The organism is Fulvivirga sp., from assembly GCF_040218215.1.
Classification (GTDB): Bacteria; Bacteroidota; Bacteroidia; order Cytophagales; family Cyclobacteriaceae; genus Fulvivirga.
The window spans coordinates 105,669-118,557 of sequence record NZ_JAVJQL010000024.1 but is presented as its reverse complement, the minus strand read 5'-3'; the positions used below and the strand labels follow the sequence as shown (position 1 = coordinate 118,557).

Genomic DNA, 12,889 nt, shown 5'->3' with positions numbered 1-12,889 from the left:
GTTTGAATAACTTTAGACTATGCATCCAGTATTTAATAGAAACCTCTTTTTTGTAAAAGAGCAGGTTGGTATGTTCAAAGCATCCAACAACTATGATATCTATGACCCTGAAACGAAGGAAGTGATTTTGGAATGTAGGGAACCTAATCTTGGTTTTTTTACCAAAATGTTCAGGTTCACTGACTACAAAAGAATGACGCCTTTCGAGGTGGTAATAAAAGAGCCTAATGGGGATGTTTTGATTACAGTTAAAAGAGGGGTTTCTATTTTCTTGTCTACCGTGGAGGTGTTTGATGAGAAGGATCAACTTATAGGTAAGTTTAAACAGCAATTTTTCAGTATTGGCGGCAAGTTTAATTTGTTGGACCAAAATGATAGTGTAGTGAGTACACTAAAAGGAAAATGGACGAGCTGGGATTTTAAGTTTGTAAAGGAAGGCCATGAGTTTGCTCATGTGAGTAAACAGTGGGCTGGTTTTGGAAAGGAACTGTTCACTTCTGCTGATAACTACATGCTGCAAATCCATGAAAGTGTACCTGAAAATAACAGGTTAAGGATGTTGATCATTTCTGCGGTGATGTGTATTGATATGGTTTTGAAGGAGTAATGTTAATCGATGATTAAAAAGAATGCATGGATAACTTATGGTATTTTTTTTCGGGCAACAGGAACAATCTCTGTGTTTCTCTGTGAACTCCGTGGTTAATTTTACCACAGAGACCACAGAGGACTTAAAGTATGTTTATCTAGCTTTTTTTTGGAGTTTGTACTCTAAACTAAGTCCCACCAAAACACCAACAGTATAGCTGAGAATATCACTCCACAGAAAGCCATAACCTAAAACCAAACCACCTAAACGGGTTCTTCTTATTTCATTGATCCAGTCGGCCTGATAAAGCTGGCTTAACTCTATGGCATAGCAAGTGATAAGGCTAATGAGCGCTACTTTTAAAGCGCTGGCTTTTGGAAATAAAAAGCCGATAATCCAATAAATCATAAGTGCATAGAGTGGGTCTCCGGCATAGTCCTTAATAAAATCTGGCGAGAAGGAACCCCTTGATGCCAAGCCAATGGCAATGGTGCTAATGATTAAGAAAAAGTAGAGGGTTCTGTTTCTAGAGGTTATCATAGTAACCAGTTTATTGTTTGGATATTTATTATTGATAGGTGAGGCAGGTAAATCTGGGAGTCGGGTTTATTGGAAACAAAATGATATCATGACGTATGTTCCTCAAACTCATTACAGTCCAATCTGATGTCTGTTTCGGTTAGGGATATGTTAAGTAAGTTACAATAATGCTGGCCATTGTTATTGATATAAAATCTACAACCGAAACACATCCTCTGTACTTTAATAATTCCTTGTGCATTCAACTTAAATATCAAATCAGTTAAGCTGGAGTATAGATTTACCAATTGTTCATTGGGGCTATCTTCCAGTGCAGCTTGAATAGGAGTATTATACTCAGAAATCTGGTTGATGACATCCTGGCCTTTTGGAGTAATGTATAGATTGTAGCTTCTGGTATCTTCTGGAAGCAACTCTTTACGCAACAGTTCTTTGTTCACCAGAACTCTGACGGCATCACTAATGGTAGGTTTCGTGACGCTGAATTCCATAGCCAGATGACTGACATTAGAAAGTGCTGATTTGTGCGAGTTAATAAATAAAAGTATTTGAATTTGAATAGGACTGAGACCTGTAATCTTAGCTTTCTCCCAAATGAGTGTTTTATACGCATCGGTTAATCGCTCCAGGCCGTACAATATTTTTTGGTTCAAATCCATGTTTGATCATAAAGTTAGTCATCCTAATTATTTTACTTGAGATATTCTTCAATATTTAAAACAAATCATGATTGCCGAGCAGTTGGAATAAAACAAAAGTAAGTTTGGTCAATGCGGCCAAACTTACTTTGCTCAGATAAATTAACGTGTAACGGCTAGTCGCAATTCTTGATCTCGATAATACAATAGCCCTTTTCCAATATTCTTTTCTGAAGCTCAGGTGAAGCTTGCTCTATGTGGCAAAATTGGCATTCGTTCATGGTTAAAGGTCCGGTGCCGATTTTTTTATCAGCCAGGTATTCTTTACCATAATTAAAGATCGCACTAGTATCCGTTAGCTTACTCTCGACCAAAATATCAAAGTGCATGACCTTGTCATCATCTCTTTTGACATAAGTATCCCAAACTGCTACCTGCATCATTTTACCTGATAAGGGAGGGATAAATTGCCGCTGGCCACACTATATACTTCATAAACCCCAAGCATGGGTTTGTCATCTTTGGATGTATTTACCTGCATATAGGCTGTTACTCCATCATAAGTAAAATCAGTGCGATTGTTGATTCTGTAATCGGGAACCACTACACTTATCATTTGGCTATTAGTAATCACCTGAAATCCGGGAGAATCCATATACATAGGCATGCCGGGATTGGTAGGAGGTAACACTACAGATTCATCTCCTTTGGTAAATTGCTTAACAGACAAACCGCCCGCAACCCGCTTATCTTCTACCAAAATCACCCAATGCGGATGCCAAATAATGCCGTCATTGTTGAAAATCTGATCAGAATTTTCATCCCACAGGGGTGTGTCATCAAAATCCGGATGGGAGGTAAGAGCTAATGCTACAATGCCAGGTGTATCGCCAAAACCAACATCTGTAGATTTTAAGCTGGTAGGAAATACATAACCCAGAACCGGGGCACCATCCAGTTGCCCTGCAGGCTTTGGCAAGGTGTTGCCAGCCTTTCCATCTACTGTTATTTCCCAAACAGTAGCAGCAATTTCTTGAACCCGCCTGACCTGAACAGAGACTATCTTAAAATCAGTGGTTTTTTTGTAGGTGCAGTTTTCACAAGCCCAGCTATTAGTTGATATAATGGCAAGGATAAATACAATCGTCTTTTTCATTTTCTTGTTTGTTTAAATTAATAAAATAAGGAATCCTAACTAATTGATTCAAATTGAATTCATCATTCATTTAAAATCTGACGTAATTATAATTAGGAATCCTAACTAAAACAAATAAAGACTATTTTTAATTGATTTTAAACATATATTATTCTTTTGATATTGGATAAAACAGAAGGTGGGAAACTTTTTTAAACCACCTTAAATGGGCACTCAGCCTATGGAAATGGTAAAATCCATGTTATTTAATTACCATCACCAAACACCTTCTTACCACCCACATAAGTCTCTAGTATTTTAAGGTCCTTGATGCTAACCGGGTCGACTGTGGTTAGATTATTACTAATAACTACGAAATCAGCCAGTTTTCCGCGTTCTAATGTGCCTTTTATCTTCTCATCAAAGGAAGCATAGGAAGCAGTTTTGGTATAAGCCTTTAATGCTTGTTCAACCGAGATCTTTTGCTCAGGCACCCAGCCGTCAGGGTTTTGATCGTCCAGCGTTCTTCGTGTCACGGCTGCATAAATGCCCATCAATGGAGATGGAGGGGCTACAAACCAATCGCTGCCAAAGGCAAGCTGGGCATTCGCATCGAGTAAGGCCTTAAAGGCATATGTTGTTTTTATTCTTTCAGAACCTATGAGCTTTTCTGCCCACCTGCCATCATCAATAGCATGATAAGGCTGCATGCTGGGTATCACATTAAGTTCAGCAAACCTTTCAATATCATTCGGATCAATATGCTGTGCATGTTCAATTCTTAATCTCCTGTCCTTATTACCATTTTCTTTCTCCACGGTTTCAAATGTGTTAAGAAGATTATGAATCGCTTTATCGCCAATAGCATGAATCATTACCTGCAGTCCGGCATTATCTGCTGCCTTTACATGTTTGTATATAGAGTCAATAGGGGCAACGAAAAAACCTGAGTCAGTGGGATTATCGGTGTAAGCCTGAAAGAATGCCGCAGTGTGAGAGCCTAAAGAGCCATCTACAAATCCTTTGAGCCCACCAATTTTCAGCCAGTGGTCACCACTTCCATTGGTATCAATTTCTTGTTTTAGACCTTCCCATTGGTTCAGCGGATACATGGCATATATTCGTGTGATCAAATTATCTTCATTACGTACTTTCTTAAGCACATTATAATGCCCGGCAGCTGACATGTGGTGCACCGAAGTTACCCCGTTTGAGGCCAGATATTTCATAGCCGCATTGAGTGCATGCTCATATTCTTCAGTAGTAGGTTCAGTAACGGCAGACCAAATTAAGCTGCTGGCGTTGTCTTTAAATAAGCCTGTTATTTCTCCTTTGTCATTTCTTACAATCTCGCCTCCCTCTATATCAACAGCATCATTTGACACTCCAGCCAACTCTAAGGCTACAGAATTGGCCAATGACATATGCCCATCCAATCGGGTTATAAAAACAGGGTTGTCTTTAGTGACTGAATCTATCCATGATTTAGTGGGCAATTCACCGCCCCAATTTTCATGGTCCCAGTCTCCTCCCAAAATCCAGGAGCCTTTGGGTATTGTTTTAGCATAGTCTTCAATGGCCTTGGTGAATTCTTCAGGAGTTTTGGCATTCCTTAATTGTACCGAGTTGAGGTTAAATCCACCAGTCAGCAAATGCACATGGCTATCAATAAATCCGGGAGTGACAAATTTCCCTGATAGGTCTTTGGTTTGTGTGTTTTCTCCAATGAATTTTGAAATTTCTTCGGTGCTACCAACAGAAAGGATAGAGTCTCCTGATATGGCCATGGCTTCTGCCCAGGGCTGACCATCATTACCGGTCCAAATGGTAGTATTTGTAATTACCAGATCGGCCTTTTGTGTTTTGTCCTGACAAGAGGTTATCAAGATTAATAGTACTAAAGACTTGAATAGTGGGGACAACAGGTAATTGAATTTCATCAGGTTTTGGTTTGATATCTCCACAATATATAAATTAAATTGAAGTGACAGGAGAAAACAATTGATTGACTTAACCATTTGACATGATATCATTTAAAACACCAAACCCGTTCTTTGCCAACCTTAACTACTTTTTGTATCTTGAAAGGTGCGTAATTCTCAGCTGGTAAATATTGTTTCGTTCCTTGTAGCAATGGTGCTTTGCTCCATATCTGATCTTCTCGCTCAGAATAAACTATCAAATCTAAAATCTCCTTTCTCTAAATATGAGGTGAGCACCACTGAGTGCTCCAAAATTATGCATCATAGTGGCAGCCTCATTTATATACCCAGCAATGCCTTTGCAGTAGATGTTAGTAAGATTGATGTTGTTACGCTTTTGTACCGTGAGGTACGCACACCATCTGAGATGTTGATCCATAATATCAATATGACTACCCAATTGATGGGTAAAACCTTTTATCTGGAGTCTAATGGTATGTTTGAAATATATTGTTTGAATGACCTAGATACTGTGCAGGTACATGAAGACCGATCTATAGTAGTAAGGCTGGCTTTACCATCCAAAGAAGTGGATGTAACTATGGAGGGCTTCCGTTATAATGAAAAGGAGGGTTTGTGGGACTCCTATACTAATAGGATACAACCCTTGTTTTTGAATGATAAGGACGATGACCTTTGGGGAAGCGGTATAGTACAAAGTAATGCTGAAAATGTTGAAGTTATGGAGCCTGGATGGGATGACGAGTGGGTGGTAGATCCGGCCTGGGCACGGCAGGATTCTTTGAGAAACCTTGCCTTTCAGACCATGGAGATTTTTGATTTCGGTCTCTATAATTATGATAGAATCATTAATGGGGAGGAGTTTGTACCTTATGTTCCTCAATTTGTAAATCAGAATAATGATTCAATTAAAACCGATGTCTATGTGGTTTATGAAGGGCTGAATACCGTCATCTATTTTAATGAGTACAATTGGGCTAAAGACTTTACACTTATAAAAAACAGGAAATACAGCATGTTTACGGTTGATAAGGATGGCGCCATTTTCAAGCTCAATCAATATCCAGAACTCACAGCTGCAGGTAGCACTTTGACTTTTATGTTGGAAAAGAAAGCGGACCTGCCCAAGAGCGCTGATGAATTATCTAAGTTAATTGGAACAAGATGAGGAGAGGGCTGACGATATTCCTTCTTACAATAGCAGGGGTGACTCAAGCGCAGGAGATAGTCTCTAAAGTGATGCTCAAGGAAAAGCAAAACCAGATGGCTGCTGAGGTGCCCAAAATTTTGATTGATGCCATGAGCAGGGGCGATATTGTTGGTTACTATCCTAAAAACACGAAAATTCCAGTAAGCTATTCACAGTTCCTCTATCATTTTGGGATGACGGAACGCGCCTATCGGGCGCTCATGCAAACCTCACCAGGGTGGAACTGTGAAACCACCAAACCTGTGCCTATTGATGATTATGCCCTGGACTGCATGGAATACCAGTTTGAAATTGTAGAGCAAATGCAGCGCAATAATGTGACCTATGCCCAGGAAAGGAAAATGAAATATGTGCGATTGATATTCTTCAATACCTGCACGCTAGATGGACTTGATGTGGCGGGCCCGATATTTAAGATAAGTGATATAGGAGATTTGGTAGACCGTAGATATGGCATTACTAACCCTCAAAATAGTGCTGTAAAATACTCCGTGCTAGAGATGTTAAGGTTGAAGCTGTATAGTGCTAGATAAGGGTTAACACTCGGCTAACAACAGAGTGCGTGTTATTTCTATTAGCAATATATGTCATTGCTGTTGTTTTGCAAATAGTATCCCTGGCTAGTTTTAGTTCGGACTTCACTTTCTAGTATTGGAAAAGATCAAAAGGCTAGCACAAGTAAGGGCATAAGTGCATCTCGAATATTCCGATTCATAGTTCCTTTCGGAAATCAGTATTTTGTTCTTTGGTCGTTCCATATTTTTTATAAATGTCTTTTAGATGTTTATGAATATGGTTTGATACTATTTCTAAATGCTCGCTCCTTGAATAATCCCGTGAACCACTCTTGTAGGGTATCAGATTTATGCTATCAAGAAATATAAATTCCTCAATCGTGTTATGAGCATCTTTCAGTCGTTTAATAAGGTGCTCTATTGAGTTGCTCTTTGTCGATTCAACACTTTGTCTGTTCACTTCGGATAGCTTCCCTTTCAACGGACTTGGTTTAATACCCTTGCCTAAATCTGAAATGTTCCTGGCAAAACTCTCGTGCCAAAAAGTAATGTGTCCAAGAATGTCCTTAGCATTCCAGTATTCATATACCATTTTATTGTAGTCAAGGTCTTGCTCGAAAAAAGCAATGAGATTTTTCAATTCACTTCTTAGAATTTTAACATTAGTTTTTATCTGTTCCTCTTTACCTGTCATTTCTTTTTAATGGAACCTAATAAAATATAACACCACCTTTCTGTTTGTAAGCATTTTTTAAGTGTTCATACACGGAAAAATATCCTTTAAAATACCAATAAAAATCAATTTTGCACTTCGGGACTAAACCTCTCTTTATGGATTACAATAATCGCAATACATGGGGTCTTCAGCAGATTTGTTATTGATCGGTTCCGTTTTAGTGTAGCCACATTTTGTGCACGATAAAACATTGGCCTGTATTGATTGCGTGGGCATGCCACACCAACTGCATTTCAACCCTCGTTCTACATCGCTAATACCAAAGCCGGGGGTTTGGCATTTTTCGCAATTGGCCAAAGCCCTTTCTATCAAATTATCAGTAGCTGCTGCTATAATTTCCATTCTTGTGGGGTTATAATGGGCGCGCATATCGGTTTCCACAAAAGCCTTTCCATGATGTTTCATGAGCCAGTCAAACTTCTCCAACAGCTCATCATTATCACCTATTCCTTTGAATATGGCTGTTTTAGATTCCTTATCATTTCTTAAAATCAGCCTGTGAGAGGGGAAGCCAGCTTTTTCAGCAAAATCCATTAGCTCGGTCTCAGTGTTGCAAATCCGGCCATCAAAGTTCGTTTCAGTAGTGAGCTTTTTTCCTATTATCTCTAAGTTGTTTTTCCTGTCAAGCAGTAAAACCAGTTCCTCATTGCCCGGCACAAAAATAAGGGAAGGGTGTGAACCAAAAGAGCCTTCACTGGCTATAGCAAGATCACAGCCTGATATGTCCATAGCCATTTCACACTTTCTTCTTGCAGCCTCCAATGGACTTAAAATGCGTTCTATTTCACCAGTAAAAGTTCCAAGCTGATCGGTATCAAGCCCTGAAGGTACAAAAGGCAGCACTCCAAGTTTGGAGGCTACCTTTTGCGCTATCACTTTTTCTTTATGGTGTTTGGTGGCTATGGCCAGCTTTCGCCCGTAAAACAGGTTCATTATTTTGCTGCTATGCCATTAAAGCTGCTCCCAGTTCAGATTGCCATTGTACCTGTGCGATACCTTTCCTTCTTGGTCCATAGCAAGTAGGTACAACCACTCGTTGTCGCATAGGTTTCTCACCGATGGATGTTTCTCCAATATGATGTTCATGGCTTCTATTGGCGCTTCAATGATCACGTTGAGCCTTAAAGGCTCATGCTGGAAATTTTCTCCGTCATGCACCGACTGCATCGGCAAGCCAACTCTCAAGTCTCCTGAGTAGCCTTCCAGTACGCCAACTCCTGCGGTAACGTTGTGCAGTGTTTTATTTCCCGAACCGAAGTTTTTGTTATCAACAGTGGAGGCATAATATTGCAGGCTTATCCAGCTGGTAACCACCATGGGTGCTGTCATGATAAGTTCTAGTATTGAAAAGCCCTGGTCTTTTTTCCATTCATAAGAGTGTAGGAAAGATCGGCCACCAAAATCCAGGTTTTTAGTTCTGCCTCTGGGTGCCACTATAAACGATGAGCAGCCTGCTAATCCCCATTCTGGTCTAATTTGCGACCAGTCGTTGCTTCTGGCTTTTATCGCCAGATCAATGTTTCCATCTGTTGACATTCTCAGTGAACGCTCAGTCCTTGCCGCATGACCAGCCAGATCGAGTGATTTTTTAAGATCAATCAATTCCTCGCTTTTGTCACTCGGTATGTCATATTCGTTGAAAATGCTCACTTCATCTGTTGTTGTATCATGCAGGCAGGCCAGGAAGACCGTATTTTCTGGAATGTCTATGCCTTCTTGTTTTAGACTCGCTCTCACTTTTTTGTCGTTAAGCACTGCTGCAGCTACCCTGGCGTTGGATTCTCCACTATGTCCACCACACGCACCGCAGTCAAGGCCTGTAGCATGTGGGTTGTTTACCGAGGAAGACCCGTGACCTACTATCAGCACGTATTTCGCGAAATCTTCTGTTAATGACATGGCGCTGAGTGCGTTTTTGGCCATGCTTATGCGCTGTTCTACAGGTATGCCTGTAATGTCGCTGTTGTGGGCATTTGTTTCCAGACTGATCCTTTTTGTTTTAGTATGCCCTTCACTCATACCGTTCTTATCCGGGTGCGGAACCGGCCTTGTCAGTCCGAAGGAATCTGTGAAGAGCTTAGGAAGGTAGGATAGTCCCATTGGGCTTACAAAGCTGAAGCAGGTCACCGCTCCTGATTTGAAGGACTTCCAGATCTTGCTCACCTGATGTTTAAACATTCGGCTGTTGTATGCCGATTGATGCTGCTCTTTGTTTGGCAGCTCCTCCATTATCGTTGGGCCTGTTTTTAGCAGTACCGGGCACTGGGCTTCTCCATTTTCATGTGCTATGGGCACGTACTTAATAGGGAAGGCAAAGAATCCGGCAAACCCGAGGGTTTCTATGTTGCTATCAACAAGCTCTAAATTTCTGCGGTACACTTCAGAGCGCACATCTATACAAAATATGGCCTGGGCTTTCGCTTGTTGTTCTAATTTCTTTTTGATGCTCCCATTTTTGAATTTATTCACGATCTTGCGCTGTGCTGCAAGGTCATAAGCTTCCTGCAAGATGAGTTTTTGAGCGAGCTGTTCATTGATACTTCTGTTGGCTGCAGTGGCCGAGAGGATAATTTTGGCCTCATTCCATTTTTTGTTCAGTTCGTCATGTTGCAGGCAGTTGAGTATGCCAGCCTCCCAGCAGGTCAATACTGCGAGCATTTCTATGAGCTTACCGTCTTTACCTCCGTACAACTCACTGTCCCAGTCGAGGCGTGCCGCGTAGGCAGACCAGCCGCCCACTTTTAACAGGAGCCTGTGAAAGTAAATGTTATCACAACCCTCAGGAATCCTGAGCATTTCAAGCGCTTTTTGGGCGGCTAGAATAGGATCATTTGGAAAAGATTTAATCGTTTTTCTAAAATTTTTCAATCCCGCAATTTCCGTGGTAAGATCTGTTTCGGCATCAAATTTCCATGAAGCAAAGAGTCCTGCTTTTTTATCAGCTGCCGCCCATGAGGCCTGGCCATTGTCGAAGTAGGAAGCAGCCCAGAATGAAATTCTTGAAGTCACAAAGCTATTCCAGTCTTTCCCGCTTAGTTGTGAGGCGACATCCACTACTGTGGCAACTGGTGCAGGCTCCTGCTTTTTGTCCTGATCTTTTAGACTTGCTAAAAAATCATCTGTATTGGTATCAATTTCGTCAGCATTCCGTTTTAGCGCTGCCTCTATATCTTCTCGTAAAATCTTCCCTTCTTCCAGTTTTTCCATGTAAAATGACATCGGCAGGGTCATTTGTATTCCACCTGCCGTTACCAGGTCCTGGGCCACATTTTTGAATTTCTTGTCTGTCAACCCTAAGTAAGGATTCACAGCCACAAAATTTTCTAAAGGCCAAACGGGAGCAATTTTCTTACAAGCCTTGCGCATAGCGTTTACCAGCGCATTATTCTCTTTTTCAAGCTGCTCCAGAAAATTTGATCCATCTAATTTTGTTAAAGTCATTGGTCTGGTTTTACTGTTTATGGAATGTTTGATATTACTTTTTATAATCAAGCTGGCTGTCCGTCAAAGCTTTCTGCATTGATGTATTCTATTCTTTTAAACTGATCAGCTTGTAGCAGCGTCACGTGCTTGGTTTCTGGGGAATGGACTCTTAAAGCACTTACCGTTCTGTCAAAAATGGCATTGGCATAAAACCCATTTCTTATATGAATGGCCAAAGCACTATAGTTTGAGCTTTGCGATATAAATGGCGCAAGAATCTGGATGAAAACAACCGCTGCAAAAACTATTAAGATGATACTTATAGCTGCTATTTTTCCAAGACTCGGTGCGGTTAACTCAGGTACCTGAGCACTGAGCAAGTAATGCATTCCTGACTCCAGAGTGAAAAATGCTGTAGTTACAATAATGGACATTAAAGCTGCCTGCAAGAGTAGGGGTAGGCTTTTTTTAGATTCCAATGCTGCCGTAAAGATTCTTGACAGTCCCAGCACTATGATGGCTCCAATGGCGAGCAATGAAAGTTCCTTTTCAGGGTTTATGCCCCAAATCATTGCAAAACCTAAGTACACACCAACTGCCAGTGCAATACCTATGATCACTTTATATGGTTTTATCGACTGCTCCAGTGACTTTATCTTCGACCCTCTTATAACATCAATGACGCTACCTGATGATAAGAACGAATGCGCCTTGTAAAAGGAATGCGCCACAAGGTGAAGCATCGCTGCAGGATAAACTCCAAGGCCACATACCATTAGACTAAAGCCCATGTGTGCAATACTAGAGTAGGCAAGTGCAGTTTTTACAGAGGTTTGAGTAAGGTAAACCACTGATCCGAAAAGTGCTGTAAAGCCACCTACAATCATGAGTATTATTGGTGCGTAGCTACTAGCATCTAAAACAAAGGCCATTCTTATTATTAAGAAAGGGCCTGCATTTAATAAGCCCGCATGAAGCAAGGCTGAAACTGGTGTTGGTGTTTCCATTACTTCAATTAACCAACCGTGAGTTGGAAACTGTGCCGATTTCAAGAGTGCGGTGAGTACTAAGAAAATGGCAACTGTTTCAAGGCCGGCCAGCGGAAAGCCTAAGGCCTGATTGTTCTTTACAGTGGTGAATATGCTTTCCAGGTCACCGGTGCCAAATTGATTGTACATCATTACCACTGCAATGAGGAGACATAAATCACCTAATCTGGCGAGAATGAACTTCTTTTTGGCAGAGATAAGTGCTCCCGGTCTGTCTGAATAAAAAACCAGAAGTCTGTGCAATGACACACTTGTAAGAATCCACGATACCAGCAGTATTCCGAGATTGCCTGATAATACCAGCAGCTGAACAGAGGCGATAGTTGCCGCCAGTCTACCGATAAATGCTCCCTGTCTTTTATCACCGTCAAGATAGTTAATGCTGAATTTAACAATGATAAAACCGAGCAGTGCTATCATAGTCATCATCATGACGCTCAGGGCATCAACTCTTAAACTGAATCCGAGATTATTAAACCCTATCAGCCCGGTTTGAAATTGACCGTAATTCATAACCATATAGCCACATACTATTGCAATGGCAATGCTTATCACTGTTGAAAACATTCCCATTCTTTTAACCATTAACGGCCGTAGCCCTGGTTGAAACCAGGACATTAGTGCCGTGATAGTGAAAGCCGCAGGAGATAAAATTACAATTAGTGCTAGAAGATTTTGAGAAATCATTTGATCGTTAGGTTTAAATGGAATTTTAGATTAATTCAACAGAAATGGTTGATTTAACCCTTAGGTTTTTTCCAGATAACTTTGCCTCTTTAATGAGCTGCTTAAGTTCTTCCGATGATGCCTTCAATTCTTCGATTCTTTTTAGTGAAGCATTATCCTCCATTCCGAATCTTATCTGCTTACTAAAAGACTTTAGTTCATGAAAGTTGATTTTTTTCATGAGCAAGTGACTGATGATTTCTAATCCCTCTTCAGGTGTGTATTCACCTTTGATCAAATCATAGTTTCCTTTTTGAACTTGTGTGTTTTGTTTTTCTTGTATTGCTTCCATAATTAAGATTGTTTATGGTGCAAAGTTTATAAAACCAATTCATAAGTTTTTATTTATAATTATTATGTAATACATAAGTAATATTTATTTATT

Annotated in this window: 13 protein-coding genes; 3 read left to right on the top strand and 10 right to left on the bottom strand. The window is 40.5% G+C overall.

What is annotated here, in order from left to right:
* Positions 1 to 19: 19 nt before the first annotated feature.
* The gene (locus RIB54_RS16955; RefSeq protein WP_350064205.1) at positions 20 to 607 is read left to right on the top strand and encodes an LURP-one-related family protein; all 588 of its coding nucleotides are present in this window, start codon (positions 20 to 22) and stop codon (positions 605 to 607) included.
* A 135-nt stretch (positions 608 to 742) separates the two neighbouring features.
* Here the strand turns inward: RIB54_RS16955 and RIB54_RS16950 are convergent, their stop codons facing one another.
* The 5 genes from RIB54_RS16950 to RIB54_RS16930 all read right to left on the bottom strand — a co-directional run bounded on the left by RIB54_RS16950 (position 743) and on the right by RIB54_RS16930 (position 4,842).
* Positions 743 to 1,129, bottom strand: a complete 387-nt coding sequence (locus tag RIB54_RS16950; protein ID WP_350101995.1) for a ribosomal maturation YjgA family protein — start codon at positions 1,127 to 1,129, stop codon at positions 743 to 745.
* 86 nt (positions 1,130 to 1,215) lie between these two features.
* A complete protein-coding gene (locus tag RIB54_RS16945) occupies positions 1,216 to 1,788 on the bottom strand; it encodes a MarR family winged helix-turn-helix transcriptional regulator (RefSeq protein ID WP_350101994.1) in 573 nt (190 codons plus the stop codon).
* A gap of 155 nt (positions 1,789 to 1,943) precedes the next feature.
* Positions 1,944 to 2,210 (bottom strand): DUF2024 family protein, encoded by a 267-nt coding sequence (locus RIB54_RS16940; protein ID WP_350101993.1) that lies wholly within the window; start codon positions 2,208 to 2,210, stop codon positions 1,944 to 1,946.
* Positions 2,207 to 2,923, bottom strand: coding sequence for a hypothetical protein (locus RIB54_RS16935; protein ID WP_350101992.1), 717 nt, complete (start codon positions 2,921 to 2,923; stop codon positions 2,207 to 2,209). The genes RIB54_RS16940 and RIB54_RS16935 overlap by 4 nt, the downstream gene beginning before the upstream one ends.
* 245 nt (positions 2,924 to 3,168) lie before the next feature.
* On the bottom strand, positions 3,169 to 4,842 hold the full coding sequence (locus RIB54_RS16930; RefSeq protein WP_350101991.1) for an amidohydrolase: 1,674 nt from the start codon (positions 4,840 to 4,842) through the stop codon (positions 3,169 to 3,171).
* Between the two features lie 148 nt (positions 4,843 to 4,990).
* On the opposite strand from RIB54_RS16930, the gene RIB54_RS16925 reads away from it, so the two are divergent.
* Both RIB54_RS16925 and RIB54_RS16920 read left to right on the top strand, forming a co-directional pair.
* Positions 4,991 to 6,013, top strand: a complete 1,023-nt coding sequence (locus tag RIB54_RS16925) for a hypothetical protein (RefSeq protein ID WP_350101990.1) — start codon at positions 4,991 to 4,993, stop codon at positions 6,011 to 6,013.
* Positions 6,010 to 6,588 (top strand): hypothetical protein, encoded by a 579-nt coding sequence (locus RIB54_RS16920; protein WP_350101989.1) that lies wholly within the window; start codon positions 6,010 to 6,012, stop codon positions 6,586 to 6,588. The genes RIB54_RS16925 and RIB54_RS16920 overlap by 4 nt, the downstream gene beginning before the upstream one ends.
* A gap of 178 nt (positions 6,589 to 6,766) precedes the next feature.
* On the opposite strand, the gene RIB54_RS16915 is transcribed toward RIB54_RS16920, so the two are convergent.
* The 5 genes from RIB54_RS16915 to RIB54_RS16895 form a co-directional block, all read right to left on the bottom strand.
* Positions 6,767 to 7,264: a hypothetical protein gene (locus RIB54_RS16915; RefSeq protein ID WP_350101988.1), complete on the bottom strand. Its 498-nt coding sequence runs from the start codon at positions 7,262 to 7,264 to the stop codon at positions 6,767 to 6,769.
* A gap of 135 nt (positions 7,265 to 7,399) precedes the next feature.
* Positions 7,400 to 8,239 (bottom strand): DUF6671 family protein, encoded by an 840-nt coding sequence (locus tag RIB54_RS16910; RefSeq protein WP_350101987.1) that lies wholly within the window; start codon positions 8,237 to 8,239, stop codon positions 7,400 to 7,402.
* Between the two features lie 18 nt (positions 8,240 to 8,257).
* Positions 8,258 to 10,747 carry a YbcC family protein gene (locus RIB54_RS16905; protein ID WP_350101986.1) on the bottom strand — a complete coding sequence of 830 codons (2,490 nt, stop codon included), beginning with the start codon at positions 10,745 to 10,747 and terminating at the stop codon, positions 8,258 to 8,260.
* A gap of 47 nt (positions 10,748 to 10,794) precedes the next feature.
* Entirely contained in the window at positions 10,795 to 12,465 is a 1,671-nt protein-coding gene (locus tag RIB54_RS16900) for a proton-conducting transporter transmembrane domain-containing protein (RefSeq protein WP_350101985.1), read from the bottom strand.
* 25 nt (positions 12,466 to 12,490) lie between these two features.
* On the bottom strand, positions 12,491 to 12,796 hold the full coding sequence (locus RIB54_RS16895) for a hypothetical protein (protein ID WP_350064068.1): 306 nt from the start codon (positions 12,794 to 12,796) through the stop codon (positions 12,491 to 12,493).
* Positions 12,797 to 12,889: the final 93 nt, after the last annotated feature.